The 22,140-nt window shown below is 50.0% G+C and carries 17 protein-coding genes; 12 read left to right on the forward strand and 5 right to left on the reverse strand.

From position 1 onward, the window contains the following. Nucleotides 1–68: 68 nt before the first annotated feature. The 6 genes from AR333_RS07830 (at nt 69) to AR333_RS07855 (ending at nt 7,176) form a co-directional block, all read left to right on the forward strand. Entirely contained in the window at nt 69–482 is a 414-nt protein-coding gene (locus AR333_RS07830) for a hypothetical protein (protein WP_068774709.1), read from the forward strand. 54 nt (nt 483–536) lie between these two features. After that, nucleotides 537–1,049, forward strand: a complete 513-nt coding sequence (locus AR333_RS07835) for a type 1 glutamine amidotransferase domain-containing protein (protein ID WP_068774710.1) — start codon at nt 537–539, stop codon at nt 1,047–1,049. A 95-nt stretch (nt 1,050–1,144) separates the two neighbouring features. Further along, entirely contained in the window at nt 1,145–1,762 is a 618-nt protein-coding gene (locus AR333_RS07840; RefSeq protein ID WP_068774711.1) for a rhomboid family intramembrane serine protease, read from the forward strand. A 234-nt stretch (nt 1,763–1,996) separates the two neighbouring features. Then, on the forward strand, nt 1,997–3,088 hold the full coding sequence (locus tag AR333_RS07845; protein WP_068775166.1) for a Xaa-Pro peptidase family protein: 1,092 nt from the start codon (nt 1,997–1,999) through the stop codon (nt 3,086–3,088). Nucleotides 3,089–3,193: 105 nt separating this feature from the next. Continuing rightward, the gene (locus AR333_RS07850; protein WP_068774712.1) at nt 3,194–3,976 is read left to right on the forward strand and encodes a TspO/MBR family protein; all 783 of its coding nucleotides are present in this window, start codon (nt 3,194–3,196) and stop codon (nt 3,974–3,976) included. Nucleotides 3,977–4,215: 239 nt separating this feature from the next. Then, the gene (locus AR333_RS07855) at nt 4,216–7,176 is read left to right on the forward strand and encodes a glycoside hydrolase family 10 protein (RefSeq protein ID WP_084783528.1); all 2,961 of its coding nucleotides are present in this window, start codon (nt 4,216–4,218) and stop codon (nt 7,174–7,176) included. 131 nt (nt 7,177–7,307) lie between these two features. Here AR333_RS07855 and AR333_RS07860 read toward each other — a convergent pair whose 3' ends face one another. Further along, a complete protein-coding gene (locus tag AR333_RS07860) occupies nt 7,308–8,879 on the reverse strand; it encodes an FAD-dependent oxidoreductase (protein WP_068774714.1) in 1,572 nt (523 codons plus the stop codon). 563 nt (nt 8,880–9,442) lie between these two features. Here AR333_RS07860 and AR333_RS07865 point away from each other — a divergent pair. Continuing rightward, nucleotides 9,443–10,303, forward strand: coding sequence for a MurR/RpiR family transcriptional regulator (locus AR333_RS07865; RefSeq protein ID WP_068774715.1), 861 nt, complete (start codon nt 9,443–9,445; stop codon nt 10,301–10,303). Nucleotides 10,304–10,544: 241 nt separating this feature from the next. Next, complete coding sequence (locus AR333_RS07870) at nt 10,545–11,009, forward strand: hypothetical protein (RefSeq protein WP_068774716.1); 465 nt, start codon at nt 10,545–10,547, stop codon at nt 11,007–11,009. A 109-nt stretch (nt 11,010–11,118) separates the two neighbouring features. Here AR333_RS07870 and AR333_RS07875 read toward each other — a convergent pair whose 3' ends face one another. Further along, nucleotides 11,119–12,714 (reverse strand): copper amine oxidase N-terminal domain-containing protein, encoded by a 1,596-nt coding sequence (locus AR333_RS07875; protein WP_068774717.1) that lies wholly within the window; start codon nt 12,712–12,714, stop codon nt 11,119–11,121. A gap of 197 nt (nt 12,715–12,911) precedes the next feature. Here AR333_RS07875 and AR333_RS07880 point away from each other — a divergent pair, with 197 nt between their 5' ends. Continuing rightward, nucleotides 12,912–13,493: an RNA polymerase sigma factor gene (locus tag AR333_RS07880; RefSeq protein WP_068774718.1), complete on the forward strand. Its 582-nt coding sequence runs from the start codon at nt 12,912–12,914 to the stop codon at nt 13,491–13,493. Then, on the forward strand, nt 13,486–14,523 hold the full coding sequence (locus AR333_RS07885; RefSeq protein WP_068774719.1) for an anti-sigma factor: 1,038 nt from the start codon (nt 13,486–13,488) through the stop codon (nt 14,521–14,523). Before AR333_RS07880 ends, AR333_RS07885 begins: the two co-directional genes overlap by 8 nt. A 219-nt stretch (nt 14,524–14,742) precedes the next feature. Here AR333_RS07885 and AR333_RS07890 read toward each other — a convergent pair whose 3' ends face one another. From AR333_RS07890 to AR333_RS07900, 3 genes are all read right to left on the reverse strand, one after another. After that, nucleotides 14,743–15,714: an electron transfer flavoprotein subunit alpha/FixB family protein gene (locus AR333_RS07890; RefSeq protein ID WP_068774720.1), complete on the reverse strand. Its 972-nt coding sequence runs from the start codon at nt 15,712–15,714 to the stop codon at nt 14,743–14,745. Between the two features lie 61 nt (nt 15,715–15,775). After that, nucleotides 15,776–16,537, reverse strand: coding sequence for an electron transfer flavoprotein subunit beta/FixA family protein (locus AR333_RS07895; RefSeq protein WP_068774721.1), 762 nt, complete (start codon nt 16,535–16,537; stop codon nt 15,776–15,778). 84 nt (nt 16,538–16,621) lie between these two features. Then, nucleotides 16,622–17,206: a TetR/AcrR family transcriptional regulator gene (locus AR333_RS07900; protein WP_068774722.1), complete on the reverse strand. Its 585-nt coding sequence runs from the start codon at nt 17,204–17,206 to the stop codon at nt 16,622–16,624. Between the two features lie 310 nt (nt 17,207–17,516). On the opposite strand from AR333_RS07900, the gene AR333_RS07905 reads away from it, so the two are divergent. Then, complete coding sequence (locus AR333_RS07905) at nt 17,517–19,685, forward strand: (Fe-S)-binding protein (protein ID WP_068774723.1); 2,169 nt, start codon at nt 17,517–17,519, stop codon at nt 19,683–19,685. Nucleotides 19,686–19,730: 45 nt separating this feature from the next. Beyond that, nucleotides 19,731–22,130 (forward strand): 3-hydroxyacyl-CoA dehydrogenase/enoyl-CoA hydratase family protein, encoded by a 2,400-nt coding sequence (locus tag AR333_RS07910; protein WP_068774724.1) that lies wholly within the window; start codon nt 19,731–19,733, stop codon nt 22,128–22,130. Nucleotides 22,131–22,140 lie beyond the last annotated feature (10 nt).

Here is a 22,140-nt window from a genome sequence, read left to right on the forward strand (position 1 = left end):
CTGTGTTATTTTCGGGGAGCGGGGGTAATATCAGCAGGAGAACGATTCTAGTATTGGAGGTGTTCGTGATGAGCAAACATATACAAGCTTATTTTCGTACAGAGAACGATGCAGAAGATGTTCGGATCCGGCTCCAAACCTATCAGGCTGAACAGATTGAGGTTGGAGAAACGGAAGGATTAGACCGTCAGACGGGTATTCTGGCGCCATTCGGATATGCAGGAACCTCTGGCAATATAGCTGTTCCCGGAACGCCTGTCGGAACCTCATCGGGACCTGCCGGTTTTGCAGCCGTAAATAATGGCGAGGCGGAGCATGATCCCGACAAAATAGTCCGGGGTCAGAATGATAGCTTGTTTGGCGGAGACGATGACTACGAGAACTTGCGATATGTTCTGTCGGCCAAAGTGCCGGAGAACGATTATCAAGAAATCGTCGAGTTGATCCGTAACAACAACGGCTATGTAGAGAAAATGGATTAAATCTAAGCGAAATAAGTAATATACATCTAGAATAACTGAAGGAGTGGAAAAATCATGAGTAAAAAAATCGCATTTCTGCTGGCATCGCAATTTGAAGATTCCGAAATGAAGGAACCGTACGATAAGTTAAAGGAAGATGGCCATGAAGTCGTCATTGTCGGGCTCAAAAAAGGTGAACTGCTGACCGGTAAGAATCAAAAAGCAGAATATACCTCAGACCAGGGCATTGATGATGTGAAGCCGGATGAATTCGATGCAGTAGTTATTCCGGGAGGATCATCTCCTGAAGCACTGCGTATGAATCCAGGAATTCAGAATTTCGTCAAGAAATTCGATGAAGCGGGTAAAACGATCGCGGCCATTTGTCACGGTCCGCAGATTCTAATGAGCGCGGATCTATTAAAGGGCCGCACTCTTACCAGCTATCCTCCGCTTCAGGACGATGTTCAGAATGCGGGAGGAAAGTTCGTTGATGAGGAAGTTGTCGTCGACAAGAACCTGATTACGTCCCGTACTCCTAAAGATGAGCCCGCTTTTATTGCCGCAATCAAAAGCGCTCTTCAATAAAGCTTGGAACGCCCGCAGGCCAAAAGGCTTGCGGGCTTTCTTGTATTTCCATTATGATTAGGGTATCCCACTTTTGAAGGAGACTATTGACTCCCATGCTGTTTGTCCGTAATGAAAGTTTCAAGGAATACATAAGAAGATACCCGGTAACGAGTCTGATTGCGCTTGTGCATGTGGTTTTGTTTATCTTAATGGAAATCAAAGGGTCCTCTGTGAGTACGAGGACACTGCTTGATTTCGGGGCTTTATATTCTGTGCCTGGCTATCTGCCGCCTGAGTGGTGGCGTTTTTTCACTGCGATGTTCCTGCATATCGGGTTGTCTCATCTTTTGTTCAATACCTTTGCGCTGATCATTTTTGCTCCACCGCTGGAGAGAATGCTCGGAAGCGCCCGCTATGCCGCTTTTTACATCATTAGCGGAGCGCTGGGAAGCGCCATCTCCTTTATGCTTCATACGGATCAGTACGTTGCCGCAGGAGCTTCGGGAGCCATTTACGGCCTGTATGCGGCTTACTTGTATCTGTGTATTTTCCGCAGACAGTTCCTGGATCAGGGAACGAGACAGACGATTGTGATCATTCTCGTAAGCGGTCTGCTGTTCTCCTTCATCGTGCCTAACGTTGATTTGTATACTCATCTGGGCGGTTTCGCGGCGGGCTTTGTGCTGTTCGCACTGATTGTTGAGATCCTGAAGCGCAAAGACAGAAAGTAAGTGATAGAAGACCATGACTCCCATCCGAAAAAGAATTAGGGAGCATGGTCTTCTGTATTCATTCACATAATACCCGTCAGACAGGATGGCTAGAGACCTGAGTATCCTTACTCTTCGTTTGCGAAGGCTTCGAGAGTTTAGTTGGTCGTTTGGGAGCGGGAAGCCGGACGTGTTATGATAAAAAGAACGGTACACGAAATTAACAGCTATAAAACGGATGAAAAGGGGATTGGAATGAACGAGAGATTAAAGCAACTAACGGGATATATGGAACAAAATTCACTGGATGCGGTTATCATTACGCTTCCTAGACATGTATATTATTTGACGGGTTTTGCATCTGACCCGCATGAACGTTTCCTCGGGCTGGTCTTGGTTAACGGTCAAGATCCGTTTCTGCTCGTACCTGCTCTGGATGAAGAAGCGGCGGTTCAGGCTTCTTCCGTCAAACGAGTTCATACTCATCAGGACACGGATTCCGCCTATGAAATTCTTCAAGGCTTGCTGCCTGCGGGACTGGATGCGGTTGGGATCGAAGCCGAGCAGTGGACGCTCAGCCGTTATGAACAGCTGCGCGGTTCCGTGAAGGCCGGGCGTTTTACTGCGGTGGATGAACAGCTGCGCAATATGCGGGTGATTAAAACACCCGAAGAGGTCGTGCTTATGCGGCGGGCAGCTGAGGTCGTTGAGGAGGTACTGCGGCGGGGCCTGGAGAAAGTAAAAATCGGCACAGCAGAGATCGATATTGTCGCCGAACTGGAATATCAAATGAAGAAATTAGGTGCACAAGGCCCGTCTTTCTCTACGATGGTATTGACGGGAGCGGCTTCAGCACTGCCGCATGGCGTGCCGGGTTCACGCATCATTAACCAGGGGGACTTGCTGCTCTTTGATCTTGGAGTCTACCTGAACGGGTACGCTTCGGATATCACCCGGACGTTCATCGTCGGAGAAGCTTCGGACGAGCAGCGGCGGATATACGAAACAGTTCTTGCAGGCAACCGTGCCGGGATCGAAGCTGTCCGTCCGGGTGCCACATTCGCTTCTGTGGATGCGGCTGCCCGCAGCACGATCGAAGAGGCTGGTTACGGTGTTTATTTTAACCACAGGCTCGGTCACGGGCTCGGGCTAGATGTTCACGAATATCCTTCTGTGCATGGCCGCAATGAAGAGGTACTCAGAGCGGGGATGACTTTTACAATTGAGCCGGGAATTTATGTACAGGGAACTGGAGGCGTAAGGATCGAAGATGAGGTGCTGGTCACCGATTCGGGTGTAGATGTGCTGACTTCATTCCCCAAAGATCTTACGATAATAAGCGGGTAGGGCGATAAAATTATAACAAGGCCAGACTTCTTCATCCGGATTAATTCTTTCCTCATACGGTTAAACATAAGATAGAAGCGAATGAGATGGGAGGAAGAGACAGGGATGGAGAAGACAAGAAAAGCACTAAATATCATCGCACTTTTGGCAGTGCTTGTCGTAAACACGCTGGCGCAGACACTTCCGATCAATGGGATGACCCCCGGGGATGTGTCGGATCGTTATCCTACTTTAGTCACACCGGCCGGATACGTGTTCTCAATTTGGTCCGTGATTTATATCGGATTAATCGGATTTATCGTGTATCAAGCACGCCGCGATACAGGGTCAAGACCGCCGGTAGAAAGGATTAGCTACTGGTTTATCCTCAGCTGCGCTCTGAATATAACGTGGATTTTCGTCTGGCACCACCTTCTTATCGGCTGGAGTGTCGTAGTCATGATCGCCCTGCTGGTTACCTTGATTTCGCTGTACCATCGCATCCGGTACGGAAGAGAATCAAGAGCCATCGGAGAGTATTGGCTCGTTCAGGTTCCGTTCAGCCTATATCTTGCTTGGATTTGCGTGGCGACTATAGTGAATGTTACTGTATTTCTCAAAAATTCCGGATGGGACGGTTGGGGGATTTCTTCAGAAAGCTGGGCCGTTATTCTGCTTATCTTCGCAACGGGGCTTGCTTTAACGTTTAGTTTTAAACGAAAAGATGTTCCTTTTGCAATCGTGTTTATATGGGCGTTTATCGGCATTGGCGCTGAACACGGGAGTGTTCCCGTGGTACGCAATACAGCTTGGATTTTGGCAGGTATCCTTGGAGTGTATGCGGTATTCTTGCTGTTCAAGGCTTTGCGGGACCGTAAACGGTGGGATCAGTCCTATGTCCATTCCTAAACAGCATCGTTATTCACCAGGAAAGCTTCCTTCGGGAGGCTTTTTTTATGTGGTTTAGAAGCTTGTCCCACAATTAAAAGACGGATGATAAGAAAAATAATTTGGATTGGGAATCAGTGGGGACAATTAAAGGGAAGGTTAAACGAGCAAACCATATTGCGGTTACTATACCCGGGTGGAAGCCTACATAAACTTGTGAGCGGATTGCAGCTTGATTTTAAACAACGAGCAGGAGGAAGATGAGCTTGAAGAATGGCGAATTGCAGCGGTGCCGCCGGGTTAGACGCTATGCACTTTGGTTATTAACGGTTCTGGCGATGCTATCCGTATGGAATATGTCTTCGAGAGGTTACGCCGCAACTCATTATGAGAGTGGTGCCGATGGACTTACATTGCAGAGCCGGGCCTACCCCGGATTTAATGTGCCGCCGGACAGCCCGAAAGCGGGCCTGTCAGATAAGGACAGGCTGCCGCGTCATCGCGAATCGGAGCGGCAGCCTGTTCCGGGTAAACTTGAGGCCGCGACGGTAAATGAATCCGTATACGGGCCTCATGTCAAACTGCCAGATGGAACATTCCTGCCCGTAACGGGTGTGGATCAAGCGCGTAAGAAGAATAAGCTCTCCGTCTTTACAAGCACCTATGGCACTTATACTCCCTCTTTTGACACGGATACAATAGAACTGATCCTGACCGGCGGCATCGTAGCCGATAAAGTCTCGGTTGGGACCAAAGGTACCTACATCCCCCGGAATGGTTACGTTATATCCGGAAGCGGCAGCGTTAAGCGGCTGCTTCAAGCGCTGAACATCGGGGATAGCGTACAGGCGGTCAATATGCAGATTCCCGTACTACCCGAGAAATACGCGCGTATGGGCGATCTGGTTATTCCGATTGACAAAGTGAACGAACCCAGATACGAAGGAGAAGCGATTCTTTATCATTCTTCTTACGGGACAATGACACGCGCGAACGCCTGGGGCTTGGAGGCAACCATTCTGAACGGAACAATTGTAAGTGTTAGAAGCATTCAAATGGCTGGCAACGGCCAGTTCGAAGATAATAACTCTCCAATTCCTCCGAAGGGATATGTCCTATCCGTCCAGTCGCTTAACCCTTGCTATCAAGAACTGCTTACACGTGCAGTACCAGGTACAGCCGTTACAATCGAGTTTGAGAACGATCACTTGTATCAGGCATCGACAATTGGCTTTGATGCGTTGAATCCGCGCAAGCGTGAAGATAATCCGGCCGGGTGGGATGATGGCAGTCATAAGCCTTTGCCGGGAATGAGGGGAGCTGAACAATTCATTGTTTATGACAGCGGCTATGGGGCTTCAAGCGGGACAGGTGCTTGGGGAAGCGAAGTTGTCGTAAATGCAGCCGGTAAAATTATCAGCATCGGGGGCAACAATCAGCCTATTCCTGCCGGCGGTTATGTACTTTCGGGACACGGTTCCCGTAGGATATGGCTTATCCGCTATGCGTCTGTAGGGGCGAGGGTTGTGGTTAATCGGGCAGAGAAGCAGATACGGATTCTGTTGACGCCTCAGTCTTGGCTGGACAGAGCGCAAATTACGGCAGCAAGTGCGGAACTGGCGCTAAAGGAATCCAGACGAATGTTTCTGGATGTGCCGTATGATCAGATACGCAAGCAGATTGATTCCGTGAAGAAGCTACGTGAGGAAGCGGGCAGACATTTGTCGGAGAAAGGAATTGAAGGCCTCGCTCGAATCCTGAAAGACCTGGACCGGACAGCGACCCGTGTGCGTTCTATGAACGTTGAGTCAAGGTCCGTTGAAAACAGGGGCATATGGCTCCGGCCCAAAGAGAACTCCATAGAAGAAGTGCGGCAGACTATGGATAAAATTGAAGCGGCTCATATCAATCAAGTATTCGTAGAGACATTCTGGAACGGGTATACCATCTTCCCGACGAAAAATAAAATTACCGGACATAATCCCGTGTACAACGGGTTCGATGTTCTGGCAGCTTATTTGGCTGAAGGCAAAAAAAGAGGAATCGAAATTCACGCATGGGTGGAAAATTTCTTCGCAGGTGGCCCAGGGCCAGGTCCCGTTATCAAGAACAAACCGGAATGGTCCTTATTAAGCCGCAAAGGTTTGACTTATCAGGAGGATGTGTCCAGCGGCTTCCGCTATTATTATATCAATCCCGCGTTGAATGAAACGCATGATTTTCTCATAAACGTGTATCAAGAAATACTATCCAATTATGAAGTCGATGGTCTGCATCTTGACTATGCGCGTTATCCGGGTTCAGGAGATTATACGAACGATTTTGGTTATGATCCTTATACCCGGGGGCTTTTTAAGAAGCGGTACGGGGCAGATCCGATAACATTGAAGCCCGGAGATACGCTGTGGGATGAATGGGTAAGCATGAGAGTCGGATTTGTAGATGAATTCGTGCTCCGCCTTACCGATGAGGTGAAGAAGAAAAAGCCGTGTGTAAAGGTGACTGCCGCTGTCTGGCCAGAGTATGAACTCGCCCGTGAAGATGTGCTTCAAGATTCGATGAACTGGGTCGCGAAGAACCGCATTGACAACGTGTTTCCGATGTCCTATAAGCTGGATACTTCTCTTGTCCTGGAAGATGCCCGTCGAACGTTTGAATTAGCTAAGGATAAAGCTTATGTCACCATCGGTGTGGGTTCTTTTATCCATTTGACGAAAGAATCCTTTATGAATCAGATCGTTTCGAGTCGTCAACTTGGTATTAGCGGGAGTGCGATTTTCGAGTACGAGTCGTTTTTTAACGGAGGGTACGATAAAGAAACGGCAGTTGGTGTCTACCGGCAGCAAGCGATTGTGCCAGACAGCAGTCCAGCTCTTTCCTTAGCCCGGATTATGCAGGATCAGAAGTCTAAAATCAACCGCATTTATGTGCCGCTTGGCGGGATGAACCACACTGCGGAGAATTGGTATTCCAAGGAACTGGATGAAATGGTGATTAAGCTGGGCGGTGACAAGAAGTCCAAGCTGAATCCGGGACGGCTTAACGAAATAAAGAAAAGTCTGCTTAGCGTGATGAATCAAATTCAACAAGATACAGGAATACATGAGAAAGTAAAAGCACGTGCGCTATATGATCTTAGAGGTGCTCTAAAAATCGTGGAGGTGACAATCAGCAAATGGGGAAAAGGATGTGAGCGATACTCTGCTGGAAGTATAAATTAGTGCAAGTTAGTTTACAGGAATAGAGCGGCAAGCATCCCAACCCGGCATATACAACGGGTTGGGATATTTGCTTGCTCTGCTTGAATGAACGTGCCAGATTGTCGGAGGGTCAGGCCTTGTTATTGCGTGTCCTAGAGAGCGGTAATGACCGGCCAGGATAATTCCACACCGTTCCAGGATAAAATGTTTTGCAGATCTTTGAGCTTCACCTGATTCGCCCGAACTTGCCGCGGCTGCACGCCTTGCTGGACGCAATAGCCCGCCAGATAGCCCGCGGCCTCTCCAATGTTCCACTCTACAGGGTGGAGGCGGTAACAGCCGTTCGTAATGTGGGTGGTACCGATGTTCTTGCAAGCCGGAAGCAGATTATTAATCCGGACTGGAATCAGGCTGCCGAGAGGAATCTGGAAAGGCAGCGACGATACGTCCAGATAGGTACGCCCGGTCATGCTCGGATGCAAATCAATCCGGTAACTGCCGATTCCTACCGAGTCGGGGAACACTTCTGCACCCTGCTCACCGCGAATCGCGGCACTGACATGCTGCTCGGCAACTGTGAATTCCGCCTTGATTCTGCGGGATTCACGGATATAAGGAGCCATCGCCATGCCGTCCTCAGTGCCGGTCACATCCGGACGTAGGCGAAGCCCCGGATATCCGGCTTTACCGTCAGGGCGCGGAGCCTCCGTCTGAAGCCAGTACAGCAGCGAGTAACTCAGCTGTTTAGCCTGTTCTAAGTTCTTCTTGGCTTCCTTCTCCGGAACATCATAAATATTGCCGAGCCAGTAATCATTCTGGGGCCAGTTAACAATCGAAATATCACTCGGATATGTACCCGGCTTGAAATTCGACTTATCAATGACCCTCCGGTAATTAAAAAGTGGATATTTATCCGTTCCCGGCAGGAGGGTATCTTCCATCGGCTCAAGAGTTACAGGATTAGGAGATACCCAGCTGAGCAGCTTGTCCGGCCAGAAATCGGGCTTGTAATCGCGCCAGAACGAATAGTCCTTCGGCCGCTTAATGACATGATTTTCTCCTTCAAAATAGTCCATGGCAAAACAAACCGTAAAGGCCTGAATATCCTTGGGGTCAGCAACTTCAGGGGCACTGGGTTCACCGGTCATGGCTCTGGATTCTGCGCCTGTTACGTACTCCGCCTTGGTAAGCGGCAGCATGTCACCGCATTCCGTTGCATCCAGGAAATAGGAAGCGTGAATCGTATGTTTGTGACCCTGGTCCAGATGTTTGATAGTGACAGCCCGGACCTGATCCCCGTCCATTTCCGCGCCGGTGATCCGTTGGCGAGTCAGGATAATCAGCTTCCCGCTGTTTACATAAGGTGCGAGCATGGCGGTTAGAACGGCCAGATAAGCGCGCGGTTCGGCACAGAGCCGGCTGACTCCGCCGTTGCCCGGATTAAGATTGAGTACGGAGCGGGCTTCAGCCGTCAGCGGAAAAGTAGTGCGGTAATAATCCCGGACTCCATTGCGGAACTGCCTGAAACTTCGGGTACATCCGAATTGTTCGATCCATTTGTGCTCGTCCGGCGGTACGGCTTGGCTTGTCAGCTGCCCCCCGATCCATTCGGTTTCTTCCGTCATTATTACGTTCATTCCCATTTTGGCAGCGGACAGGGCTGCAGCGCAGCCGCCGACTCCTCCGCCGATAATCGCCACGTCCGCACGAAATTCTTTGTTCATAGTGTATTCTCTCCTCTTTATTTATTTTCCTGATATTGGAATACAACTTATTTTAACAAACATATGTTCGTATTTTAATATGTCTAAAGTCTCATTTCTTAGTTTTGTATGCACCTCCAAGCATCTGAATTATGGAATATTTCTTCGCTAAAAAGATCTAAAATGTTATATTCGTTCTCTTTTTCTGCTTACATTCTACAAAAATCTCCGTATTTCTACATTCTTTTTATGTGATTCGTGTCGAATATTTCCCATCTTGCTATTTTAATTTCATACATAGATTTCCATTATTCACTTAGCTCGAAAAGATGCAATTCATATGGTATTAAGCCATAATTTCAGATCAGTTCAAAATGTTTAAGGAAATAATTTTACTATATAGTTCCTTATTCATCATCTTATAACTGGAAAAAATGTTGGCGCAGCTAGTAAAAAATTGAAAAATATGGCGTTATGGACTAGGCAAATCGACATGTTTCAAGTACTATTCAAAGAAGAGACTAGAAAAGACAAACGTGAACTGATTGCCTGACCGCGCAGAATGACGAAAAGGAGTACCATCTATGAGCAAAATCGCCGATTTGAACAACTCGCTGTTGCTGCTCAACAGTATCTATTCCTCCCTTACCAAATCTGAGCAAAAAGTGGCCGATACCGTTCTGAAAGACCCGGAGGCAACGGTATTCTATACGATCACGGACTTGGCGGAAAAGGCTGAAGTCGGAGAAACTTCTGTGATCCGGTTGTGCCGCAAATTAGGTTACAAGGGATATCAAGAGTTTAAACTTTCTCTCGTCCAGGTCCTGGCAACGCCAAGTGAACAAGTACACGGTAAGATTGAGGAGACGGATGATCTTGACCTGATCATGAAAAAGATGACCTCCCAGAATTCCCAGGCTGTTCAGAACGCGACATCTCTATTGAATGTGCAGGAACTTCAGAAAGCCATTGATGCTATCTTATCCGCCCGCAAAATTTTATTCTTCGGAGTCGGATCGTCCGGAATTACGGCGCAGGATGCCAAGTACAGATTCATGCGTCTTGGCTTTAATGTAGATGCCGGTTCGGACGGGCACATTATAGCGATGACAGCATCTCTGGCTGAGAAGGGGGACGTGGTGGTTGCGGTTTCTTCAACGGGAAGCACCAAAGATCTCGTTGACGCTATCCGGTTGGCCAAAGCGAAAGGGGCATTCATCATCTGTCTGACCAATCATGCCCGTTCTCCGATTGCTAACCAGAGCGATGTCGTTCTACTTGCAACCGCCAAAGAAACACCGCTTCAGGGAGGCGCTTTCTCATCCAAGCTGGCCCAGATCCATTTGCTCGATATTTTGTCCACGGCGGTAGCGATCCAGATGAAGGATCAGACTTACCGGGCGCTGGAATATACGGCGAAATCAGTCTTGGACAAATTGTACTGAAAGATCCGAACTAGCTAGACTCATCATGCGCGCAGCCGGGGCCGGAAGGCCCCGGCTTTTTGCTTTTAAATAACAGGAAGTCCGGGTGTACAAATCATTCTATGTTTCCATTAACTCTTGTATGAACGCCGTATATAGGCATCAGCTTGCAACAGGGTAGGGTTCTCCGTCAGTCATGATCCATCTGCTGTATCCGTATAGTTAAGAAGTAACTTCACTTTCGTATTGCGGGAGGTTGAATGTGATCGCGAATCGCAACGAGAGCCTGGCTCAAGAGAGAGTGTTATGCCCGGTACGGATTGTGGCTTCCTGGGTAGTCTGGGGTGTAAGCTTCCTTTCATTAGCTGCCGGTATGATGGCACATGCCCTATGGCTGGCGGCTTTAGGCGAGGCAGAGCCGCTTGGCTACGTAAGTAAGCTTGAATGGTTCTTTTTTCTCCTTTATACCTTGGCGTATTCAGTATTCTGCCTTTATTATCTGAGGTATCGGTCAGGGAGCTTCAAGGGAGAAAAGCTCCGGGTTCTGCCGGCTATGCTGCTGCTGGTTCTCTATGCATTTTATTGCGGCGCGGGGTGGATAAGTGCCCAAGGATTCGAGTATTTGGGTGCAGCCAAATCGTTCCTGGTGGAATGCAGAGTGACCGCTTTTGGTGGTTCTGCAGCAGCAGGCGTTTATGCCGTGTGGAAATGGATGCGGGTTAAGTGAATGTCAGACACGCAGAATCGGTGTTTGGATATTGACTACAAAAAGGACCGCTGCATGAGCGGTCCTTTTTGCGTTCTATCCATTGCCCAGGCAGAGAAATCAATCAGGATTAATGCTGCGTATGCGCAGCTTCTTTCTTGGTTAACTCGATTGTTCTCGCCGTATTCTCCCATTTCACATCCCATCCGAACAACTCAGCGATGAAGCGGACAGGTACTTGCATACGTCCTCCTTCAAGGAAAATAGGAATGCCGATTTCCATTTTCTTTCCGTTTAGCTCCATGTAATTTTTACCAACCCAGAAGGTTGCCGTATCTTTGCCCGCTTTAACCCAAGCGGTTTGAGTTGCCGCATCCCAAGTGACCTCAGCACCGATGCCTTCGGCAAGATAACGGAGGGGAATGAAACTCCACTCTTGTTTGATGAAAGGAGCTACGTCCATCATGACGGCTTTTTGATCCAGCATGAGAGTCTGGCTGCCGATCTGGAATTTTACAACAGGAGCCATCGAGCCTTGATCTTCTCCATGGAACTTATCGGGGAATTGTGCAACAATTCCCGATGCCAGCATAGTACCTGTTGGAATCATGTGGGAATAAGCTTCACGTGCATTTTTATGGGCGTTGTCATAATCTTTAGCTGCATAGCTGTCAAAGGCTGCAAGCAAGTGGTGGATATGAGTTTTGAGGCCTTCAGCGATTGCATCTTTTTTGAAATACTCTGGATTCGCATCCTCAAAAAATTTGGCTTGCTTCATCCGGTAAGTTTCCAGATCGGAAAGTGCCTTCTGGCGTGCCGTTTCGTCTTTGGCCGCTGTTGCTTTCACATAATCAACGAAGTAACCGATGTGGGATGACCAGATAGTCTTAAAAGCTTGACCTGCCTCATCTCCATAGACAGAGGTTACCGCGTGGGTCAGTTCGTCCGTATTCGCGTTCAGACTACCGGCCGCTTGGTTGAAGTCAGCAGCGCTATCGATTCCTTTCTGCATCGCAATAACTGCCAGTGTCGCATGCTCGCCTAGAACTCTTTCCAGCAGGGAGCGTACATCTGAAGCAGGGTTTTTGACACTTGCCGGAGCGAATTTGTCCGGGAACTGTGCGGCAATGGCTCCTGTAATGGTGTCGCCTGTCTCGAACATATGGACGTAAGCGGTATGAATTTGTTCGTAGGCTTTGTCGAAATCTTTGACTGCATAGCTGTCAAAAGCAACGAGCAGGTGGTCGATGTGAATTTTGAGTGAAGCGGCTACCGCTTCTTTAGGAAGGTTCGGATTGGCGGAAGCAAAGAATTCAGCCTGTTTCATCCGGTAAACTTCCAGATCGGATAGCGCCTTCTGACGTGCGGCTTCGTCCTTGGCGCCGGTCGCTTTTACATAATCGACGAAATAGCCGATGTGTGAAGCCCAGATAGGTTTAAATGCTGTACCGGCTTCCTTGCCATATACCGAAGCGATGGCTGCTGTAATTTCATCGGTATTCGCATTCAAAGCAGCTGCAGACTGTTTGAAGTCGGCTTTGCCGTCGATTCCCTTCTGCATCGCAAATGCGGCTAACAAGGCGTGATCGCCGAACATCTGGCCCAGACTGGAGCGGAGTTCTGCACCGGCTCCTCCCGTGGATGGTGTGTGCGCAAATCCCGCTGATGGAAGCAGCAAGACTAGCGCGAGCAGGGAGACTATCCATTTGATACGTAACGATTTCATGTGAAGACACGTCCTTTCGAATGGTGGGCTGCCGTTTGTGTTGCGTTTCAAACGGTTCTATTTAGTGAAACGCAGCAGACCGTCGAATGGATCACCCTTTTATAAAACTTACTGAAAAATTTTTTTGCAACAAATCCAAGCGTTCCTCTGTTACGAAAGTTATAATGAAGGGAATCTACATAGGAAGGGGTCCCCTAATGAACGAAAGGCTGGATGACACACAGCTTATTCGCTCGATTATGGACAAAGATGCAGCATCCCTCGAACAACTTTATGACCGGTATGAACGGCCCATATATGCATTCGCTTACCGTATTGTTAAAGACACCATGATGGCGGAAGAAGTGGTTCAAGAATTGTTTATGCGCATTTGGAATCATGCAGAGCGATATGAGGATACACACGGTAAACTGACGACTTGGATGTTTGCGATTACGAGAAATATAGCAATCGACATTCTGCGCAAAAAACATACCCGTACAACCAATCAGTTGGGGGAGCCGGATCAGATTATGCAAATGGCTGACACGGGCAGAGGCACGGAGGAGCAGGCAGAACTTCATCTAATGGGTCTAGAAATTGCAGCTGCCATGGAGCATTTGAACGAAGATCAGAAGAAGGTCATTGATCTCATTTATTTTGAGGGATATACCCAGCAGGAAGTATCCGATAATCAGAGCATTCCGCTCGGAACCGTCAAAAGCAGGGTGAGACTGGCCATGAAACAGCTTAAAGAAAGGTTATCCGGGCATAGAAGGAGGGAGAATGCGCATGAATAATCAACAGACTCCGCAAACCTGCGAATGGGTGGAACTTTACGTGCTGGGAGGACTGGACGATTCCGAAAGAAAGCTGTTCGAACAGCATCTGAGTACATGCCCGCATTGTCAGGCCGAGGTGGCTGAACTCCAAAGTGTCTTAGAACATCTCCCTTTGGCGGCAGAGCCGGTGGCAGTTCCAGCGGCAATGAAGCAGCGTGTATTAGGCCAAGTGCTGGGAACGGGTAAGGCGGCTTCGGAAGACAACGCTGGCGATCAGACGGAGAGCACTAACAAACAAGATACAAATAATTATGTTAAAAGGATTGCTCAAGCAGAGCGGAAATTCGTACCCTTGACGGGATCACATAAAAATGAAGGACCGACAGGCTTTGAATCCGGAGAGAATCTGGGCTCAGCTTATAAGACGGAGGATCAACATAATGGGGATACGGCACGGGGTATTGCCGGGAATGTCAATAGGAGAAACCTAGAAGCAGCGGGCGATATGAGAGGTAAACGCAAACGAAATGATTTGGTCCGAAGAGCAGTGATAACAGGTGTGTCTGCTGCGGCAGTACTGCTCGGACTGGTGAATATCCAGCTCCGCAGTGACGTGAACTCATTGCAGGAGCTTAATGCCCGGCTTCAGCAGAATGTGAATTCTCTTCAAGGCAGCCTGGAAGCTAATGTTCTTCCCGCCAGAGCTTTGAAACCTGATCACATTGTCAAGCTCGATCCCGCAGCAGAAGGAATCGTAGCACAAGGTCTGGCCACAATTGTCATAGACAACAAAGGAACACATCTGGTTGTACAGGCGGAGAAACTGCCGGAGCTCAAGAACAGCGAAGCGTTCCAGGTCTGGCTCATTAAAGGCGAAGAGAAAGTAAACGCAGGTACGTTCCTGACACGGGACGGAAAGGGCGCCCTTTACTACACATTTGAGCCTCGTGACTACGATACGGTTGCGATCACGCTCGAGCCTGACACGTCAGGTAATCAGCCACGCGGAACGATTGTACTGGCGTCACCGATTAAATCGAACGGATAGAGCAAGAGCAAGTGCAGGCGAAAGAGCAAGTGCAAGTGCAAGTGCAAGTGCAAGTGCAAGTGCAAGTGCAAGAGCAAGTGCAAGTGCAAGGCGGCATACGGGGGGCTTGATTCCGGCAAGCCGCCACCAACCGCCACCAGCCGCAAGCCGCCGCAGCAAGAACAAAGTCCCAATTACGCTCGGGTGAACCGTCAGCGTAATCGGGACTTTGTGTCGTGCCTACAGAGCCTTACGGAATTCTTCCGTCAGCAGCGGCACGACTTCGAACAGGTCGCCGACAATGCCGTAGTCGGCGACCTTAAAGATAGGCGCCTCCGGGTCCTTGTTGATCGCGATGATCACCCGCGATCCGCTCATCCCAGCCAGATGCTGGATGGCGCCGCTGATACCGCATGCGATGTAGATCTCGGGCGTGACCACCTTGCCGGTCTGCCCGATTTGCAGCGCGTAGTCGCAGTACCCGGCGTCACAAGCTCCGCGTGACGCCCCGACCGCTCCGCCGAGGACGCCGGCCAGCTCCTCGAGCGGCTTGAAGCCGCCGGGGCTCTTGACGCCGCGGCCGCCGGAGATCACGACCTTGGCTTCGGCAAGGTCGATCTTGCCCGAGGTCTTCCGGACGACCTCGCGGATAACGGTACGAAGCGCAGGAGCTTCGTACGCGATGTTCACTACTTCGCCGGAACGGTCCTCCTGCGCCTTTGGCACGGCTATGTTGCTCGGTCTGACCGTAACGACCCAAGGGAAAGTTGTGAACGATTTCTTTTCAATAGCTTTGCCGGCATAAATCGGTCTGGTGAAGACCGCACGGCCGTCTTTTTGCTCGACAGCCGTTATATCCGATATTTGACCTGCCCCCAGGATGGCTGCGGTTCTCGGTGCTAAATCTTTGCCTATAGCCGTGTGACCGAACAAGAGCGCATCAGGCAGGGCGGACCTAATAACGGATTGGAGAGTCTTCGAATAAGCCTCGGGGTTATAGGTAGCCAGGTCGGTGTGATCAACGACATAGACTTTGTCTGCTCCATAAGATGCAAGTTCACCGGCCAAATCAGACACGCCGGAACCGATAAGAACAGCAGCAATATGATCTCCAACGTCAGCAGCCGCTTTGGCGGCAGCGATTGTTTCGAAGGATACTTGGCGGAGCGAGCCGCCTTTGCTTTCAGCAACAACCAGATAAGAATGGGACATGGCAGGATGCCTCCTCGATCTTATAAGATAGATACGTACAGCAGATCCGTGTTCTTGAAGGTTAGATAACTTTGGCTTCGGAGCGCAGGAGCTGAACCAGCTCGTGCACAGCGGCGGCCGGCTCTCCTTGAAGCGTTCTGCCGGCCTGCCGGGCAGGAGGGAGGAAGAGATCCACGCGTTCGGTACGTTCTTCGACTGAAGTCAGGCCGATGTCATCAAGCGCAAGCTGGCGAAATGGCTTCTTCTTAGCCTTCATAATGCCCTGCAGCGAAGGATAACGGGGCTCATTCAAGCCCTGTTGGGCAGTGAACAGCGCAGGCAGTGTAACTTCGGCGACTTCAAGATCACCCTCAGCATCCCGGTGGACGATGGCTTGCCCGTCTTTAAGCTCCAGTTTAGTGATGGAGCTGACATGAGGGATATCGAGCAGGGAAGCGAGGCGTATGGCGACTTGACCGGAACCGTTATCGACTGAAAAGTTCCCTCCCAGATACAGATCAAAAGATTCCCGGGATGCAAAAGCATGGAGGACCTGCGCAACCGCATATTCATCCGCTCCAATCCGCTCATCAGAGATGAGTACCGCCTCGTCCGCGCCCATGGCTAGCGCGCTTCGGAGGGCTTCGGCACTCCGATCCGGTCCGATCGAGACGACCGTTACTTTGCCGCCCTGCTCATCGCGGATCTGGATAGCCTGCTCGACCGCATACTCATCATAAGGATTGATAACGAACTTGACGCCATCTTCCGAAATCCGTCCCGCTTCGAGAATGATTTTTTCCTCCGTATCAAATGTTTGTTTCAACAGCACACATACATTCATTGTCATTGTCCCCTTTCTGATAATCAGATGAACGGAAAGAATGGAACAGAGGATCGTAATGAAAATACTTCAGCTGCGATCTGATTAGGCCCGGATTCCTTGCAGGAAGAAATTAACCGTGCCTTCAACCTGTGCAGAGAGGGAGTACTTGCGGCTGGAAATTAACCAGGAAGTCACAACCTCATCCATAGCGCCAAAAATGAGCAGACGCGTTAATTTAACATCGAGGTCGGCCCGGAACACTTTCTCTTCCACACCTCTAATGAGCAATTGCTCAATTAATGTAATATATGGCTTTACAGCTTTTCCAATTTCCCGGCGGAGCTCCAAGGAACTTTGGCGCAGTTCGATTTGGGTAACAAAAGCGAGGTCCACATTGTTTTCAAGCTCCGTGTAATGAATTTCGCAGACCTTGCGCAATGCTTCTTTGGCGCTTGTTGTTTCTTCAATGTTCGCGTGAAATTTCGCCACCAGCTCACCAAGCTTCTCTTGAAGAAGGGAGATCAGAATATCCTCCTTTCTCTTGAAATACAAATAGATAGTGCCGTCCGCCACTCCTGCGGCTTTGGCAATCTTAGAAACTTGTGAACGGTGATATCCGTGTTCGGCAAAGACTTTCAGCGCTGCTTCGATAATTAAATCGTATTTTTCTTTTTTTTTGCTTGTCATGGAATCACCCCGGTGCTAAAATATGAATAAATAGTGAATGAATACTCATTCATTTTTATACAGCCATCATAAAATAGATCCAGGGCAATGTCAATGACTGAAATAAACGCTACTCCGCTACTCCGCTACTCCGCTACTCCACTGCTCCTGTCAACATGATTATTGAATGTAGTGCACCCTGATAAAAGCATGATTCATTCTTCGGTTACATATAAGATGAACGATGCTTTTATTTGTAAAGATATTGTAAGCGCTTAATATGGAGGAAAAGAAAATAGTTGTAAAACACCTTAGAAAGGGGTTGTTTTCGGTGCCGGGAGCAATTGTGCAGTTGATTCTGTTTATAGGTGTGACAGGTTTGGGAATATATCTGTTCGCCAAAGCGGTATATCACCGGTATTCCTACATTAAACTAGGTCAGCCCGTCAATCTGGGAGGGCAGCTGAAAAGGCGGCTCGGGCCCTTTCTTGTTGAAGTGTTCGGACAGACCAGGCTGCTCAAAGATACGAAGAGCGGAATTATGCACCTTGTTATTTTTTACGGATTCATTATTCTGCAGTTCGGCGCCATAGATATTATTGTAAAAGGATTAAGCGGCCGCCCGCTCCCGCTTCCGGGTTATGAAGCTTTCGGCTTACTTCAGGAAATCACCGTTGCTGCAATTTTGCTGGCAATGGGATATGCGGCTTATCGGCGGTACGGCGAGAAGATCAAACGCTTAAAGAAAGGCTGGAAACCTAGCCTGGTCGTATTTTTTATCTGCGGCCTGATGTTGTCCGTCCTGTTAACGATGGGATTTGACCGGATTCGTGAAGGGTTGGAGGCTTCAGCCTTTGCTCCTGTTTCATCGCTTATTGCTTCTGCTTTCGGGTGGCTGCCTCCGGGGGCGGCGTTTGTTCTGTACGGGATTTGCTGGTGGCTGCACCTCGTTATTCTGCTTTCATTCCTGGTATACGTACCGCAATCCAAGCATTTCCATCTGATCACGGCTCCGCTGAACATATTGCTCAAACGGCAGGAGCCCGCAGGCCGGTTACGCAGGTTGGATCTGGAGGATGAAGAGGCGGAATCGTTCGGGCTGAGCAAGATTGAAGATTTGACACAGAAGCAAATGCTTGATCTGTATGCATGTGTCGAATGCGGGCGCTGCACCAATGTATGTCCTGCTTCAAGCACGGGGAAGATGCTGTCTCCCATGCATCTCATTGTAAAACTGCGCGATCATTTGACGGAAAAGGGGGCGGCGGTTACCGGCAAATCCCCCTGGGTTCCCGCTTTTGTGTTTGGCGAAGGCAGTACCCATATCATGCAGGCCTCAGGGCATCAACTTGGTGCCTGGAACGGCTCGGGGACGACCGACATCGGCCCTACGATGAACGCGCAGAAGCTTTCATGGGTACAGACGGATAAAAAGCCCGAAGATATGGAGCTAGCCGGCGATGTAATGACGGAAGAGGAAATCTGGTCTTGTACGACATGCCGCAACTGCGAAGATCAGTGTCCCGTAGCCAACGAGCATGTGGATAAGATTATCGACCTGCGGCGCCAGTTAGTCCTGATGCAGGGCAGTATGCCTCATGACGGACAGAAGGCCATGCAGAACATCGAGAGGCAGGGGAACCCATGGGGCATTAGCCGGAACGACCGCGCGAAATGGGCTCAGGAGACGGGTCCGGAAGGACGGCACAATGTCCCTACGGTACAAGAGAATCCGGATTTTGAAGTTCTGCTCTTTGTCGGTTCGATGGGATCTTATGACAACCGCAGCCGTAAAATTACGCGTTCGCTCGTTCGTCTCATGAATGAAGCACAGGTGAATTTTGCGATCCTAGGCAATGAAGAGAAGAATTCGGGGGATACCGCGCGCCGCCTGGGCAACGAATTTCTTTTCCAGCAGCTGTGTGAGGAGAATATTAAAATTTTCCGGAAATATGGGGTGAGGCAAATCGTAACCGCATGTCCGCATACTTACAACACGCTGAAGAATGAATATCCGGAGTTCGGGCTCGAAGCGCAAGTGCTGCATCATTCCGAGCTGCTGGATCAATTAGTCCGTGAACAAAAGCTGACTCCGAGCCATGAGGTTAAAGAGCGGATCACCTACCACGATTCTTGTTACCTTGGCCGTTATAATAACGTCTATGATCAGCCCCGCAATGTATTAAAAGCGATTCCGGGCGTCGAGCTTGTTGAAATGGAGCGCAGCCGGGAGAACGGGATGTGCTGCGGTGCAGGCGGCGGTATGATGTGGATGGAAGAAACAGCCGGCAAGAGGATCAATCTCGCCCGGACCGAGCAGGCGCTTGAAGTAAAGCCGACGGTGATTTCTTCTGCCTGCCCGTACTGCCTGACGATGATGGAAGACGGCGTCAAGATGAAGGAAGTCGAAGAAACTGTCAAGGCGAGGGATATCGCTGAATTACTCGAAGAGTCCGTATTCGGCGCAAGGACACAAGTGCCGGGAGCAGCCGTCAGCTAGCGGACGATTGCAGCAGAGCCATCAGAAGATCAGGAGGTATAGGACATGGTGAAACCGATTGAGAAAGCGGCCGTGATCGGCTCCGGTGTTATGGGCGCGGCAATTGCGGCGCATTTGGCAGGCGCAGGCATCCCTTGTCTGCTGCTGGATATCGTACCCGGGGATTTAACTGAAAATGAAACGAAAGCAGGTCTTACGCTGGAACATCCGAAAGTCCGGAACCGTCTGGCGGCATCAGCCATTGAGCGGCTTACGAAGACGAATCCGGCACCTTTGTACAGTGAAGCGTTCGCTTCCCGTATAACACCTGGAAATCTGGAAGACGATCTGGGCAAACTGGCAGACGCGGATTGGATTATTGAGGTCGTTGTGGAGCGTCTGGATGTGAAGAAAAACCTGCTTGCTCAAATTGAGAAGGTCTGGAAAGCTGGAACGATTGTAACATCCAATACTTCAGGCATTTCCATTCATGCGATGGTGGAGGAGCGAGGGGCTGATTTCAAACGGCATTTTCTCGGCACGCATTTCTTTAATCCCCCCCGTTATATGAAATTGCTGGAAGTTATTCCGGGCGAGACGACCGACCCAGCTATCGTGTCTTACATGACTGAATTTTGTGAGAAACGGCTCGGCAAGGGGGTTGTAAGAGCCAAAGATACCCCGAACTTTATTGCGAACCGCATTGGAACATACGGGCTGCTTGTAACACTGCGTGAAATGCTAGAGAAGGGCTTTACGGTGGAGGAGATCGATGCGGTAACGGGCCCGGCTCTGGGAAGACCCAAGAGCGCAACTCTGCGCACACTGGATCTGGTCGGGCTGGATACTTTTGTCCACGTGGCCCGGAATGTTTACGATCTGGTAGACGGCGAAGCGGAGAAGAGTGTTTTTGAAGTTCCCGAAGTGCTGAAAGGTATGGTGAAAGAAGGGCGGATCGGAGAAAAGAGCGGGCAGGGCTTCTACAAGAAAGTCCGGACGGAGAAAGGGAAGGAAATTCAGGCTCTGAACATGCAATCGCTGGAGTACGCGCCAGTGCGTAAGATTACTTCCGCTTCTCTTGAAGCGGCCAAGAGCGCCAAAGGAGCAGCGGGCAAGATCAAGGCGCTGCTGTCGGCGGAGGATAAATATTCAAGGCTCGCCTGGAACTTGCTCAAGCCAGTCCTGCTGTATTCGGCTGATAAACTGGGAGAGATTGCGGATTCCATTGTCGAAATCGACCGTGCCATGAAGTGGGGCTTTAATTGGGATCTCGGACCTTTTGAATTGTGGGATGCCATCGGCCTGCAGCGGTCGGCCGAGCGGATGGAGAAGGAAGGGGACACAGTTCCGGACTGGGTTAAGGAGTGGATCGCGTCCGGCCATACTCATTTCTATGAGCAGCGGGAAGAAGCGACTTTTTATTACCTGAAGAATGCTTATACCGAGCTGAAGACGCGTCCAGAGCATATCTCGCTCCAGATGCTTAAGCGGCAGAACAAGGTTGTGCTGGGCAACAGCGGCGCCAGTCTGATTGATATCGGAGACGGAGTGGCCTGTCTGGAGTTTCATTCGCCGAACAATGCGATCGGGGCGGATATTCTGACGATGATCCAGAAGAGCACGGACGAAGTGCGCCGTAATTTCCGCGGACTGGTGATCGCCAATGAAGGGAAACATTTCTGCGTGGGAGCTAACGTAATGCTGCTTCTGATGGAAGCCCAGGATGGGGAGTGGGACGAAGTCGACGGGATCATCCGTTTATTCCAGAACAGCATGATGATCCTCAAAAGACTGGAGAAGCCGGTCGTAGCGGCACCCCACAGTATGACGCTTGGCGGCGGTGTGGAGGCTTGTCTGCCGGCAGACCGGGTAATCTTCTCACCGGAAACCTATTACGGGCTCGTTGAGGTTGGCGTTGGCCTTATTCCGGCAGGGGGCGGCTGTAAAGAAATGGCCCTGCGCACAAGCCGGATAGCGGCAGGGAATCCGGATATTGATCTGCAGCCGTTCATAAATCAATATTTCGAAACAATCGGAATGGCCAAAGTGTCGACTAGCGGCTTTGATACGAAACGGATCGGCTATATGGGGCCGCACGATTCTGTCGTTCTAAGCAGCGATCACCGCATCTTTGCGGCGAAAGAGGCCGTGCTCGCCATGGATCGTGAAGGTTATGTACTCCCGCAGGAAGAGCGGATCCGCGTTGTCGGCGACACGGGCAAGGCGGTGCTCCAGGTCGCTTCTTATTCGATGCAGCTCGGCGGATATATCAGTGAGCATGACCATTTGATTGCGGGTAAACTTGCACACGTACTGGCGGGCGGAGATGTTCCGGCGGGCACCCTGGTATCGGAGCAGTATATGCTTGACCTGGAGCGGGAGGCGTTCCTGAGCTTGTGCGGAGAGCCGAAGACCCAGCAGCGTATGCAGCACATGCTGACCAAAGGCAAACCGCTGCGCAACTAAAACGGGACGA

The organism is Paenibacillus sp. FJAT-26967, from assembly GCF_001541095.1.
In the GTDB taxonomy this organism is placed as follows: domain Bacteria; phylum Bacillota; class Bacilli; order Paenibacillales; family NBRC-103111; genus Paenibacillus_F.

What these genes read in the sequence shown, in the direction of transcription:
- AR333_RS07830 (WP_068774709.1), top strand. Translation starts at nt 69, where the DNA reads ATGAGCAAACATATACAAGCTTATTTTCGTACAGAGAACGATGCAGAA.
- AR333_RS07835 (WP_068774710.1), top strand. Translation starts at nt 537, where the DNA reads ATGAGTAAAAAAATCGCATTTCTGCTGGCATCGCAATTTGAAGATTCC.
- AR333_RS07840 (WP_068774711.1), top strand. Translation starts at nt 1,145, where the DNA reads ATGCTGTTTGTCCGTAATGAAAGTTTCAAGGAATACATAAGAAGATAC.
- AR333_RS07845 (WP_068775166.1), top strand. Translation starts at nt 1,997, where the DNA reads ATGAACGAGAGATTAAAGCAACTAACGGGATATATGGAACAAAATTCA.
- AR333_RS07850 (WP_068774712.1), top strand. Translation starts at nt 3,194, where the DNA reads ATGGAGAAGACAAGAAAAGCACTAAATATCATCGCACTTTTGGCAGTG.
- AR333_RS07855 (WP_084783528.1), top strand. Translation starts at nt 4,216, where the DNA reads ATGAGCTTGAAGAATGGCGAATTGCAGCGGTGCCGCCGGGTTAGACGC.
- AR333_RS07860 (WP_068774714.1), bottom strand. Translation starts at nt 8,879, where the DNA reads ATGAACAAAGAATTTCGTGCGGACGTGGCGATTATCGGCGGAGGAGTC.
- AR333_RS07865 (WP_068774715.1), top strand. Translation starts at nt 9,443, where the DNA reads ATGAGCAAAATCGCCGATTTGAACAACTCGCTGTTGCTGCTCAACAGT.
- AR333_RS07875 (WP_068774717.1), bottom strand. Translation starts at nt 12,714, where the DNA reads ATGAAATCGTTACGTATCAAATGGATAGTCTCCCTGCTCGCGCTAGTC.
- AR333_RS07880 (WP_068774718.1), top strand. Translation starts at nt 12,912, where the DNA reads ATGAACGAAAGGCTGGATGACACACAGCTTATTCGCTCGATTATGGAC.
- AR333_RS07885 (WP_068774719.1), top strand. Translation starts at nt 13,486, where the DNA reads ATGAATAATCAACAGACTCCGCAAACCTGCGAATGGGTGGAACTTTAC.
- AR333_RS07890 (WP_068774720.1), bottom strand. Translation starts at nt 15,714, where the DNA reads ATGTCCCATTCTTATCTGGTTGTTGCTGAAAGCAAAGGCGGCTCGCTC.
- AR333_RS07895 (WP_068774721.1), bottom strand. Translation starts at nt 16,537, where the DNA reads ATGAATGTATGTGTGCTGTTGAAACAAACATTTGATACGGAGGAAAAA.
- AR333_RS07900 (WP_068774722.1), bottom strand. Translation starts at nt 17,206, where the DNA reads ATGACAAGCAAAAAAAAAGAAAAATACGATTTAATTATCGAAGCAGCG.
- AR333_RS07910 (WP_068774724.1), top strand. Translation starts at nt 19,731, where the DNA reads ATGGTGAAACCGATTGAGAAAGCGGCCGTGATCGGCTCCGGTGTTATG.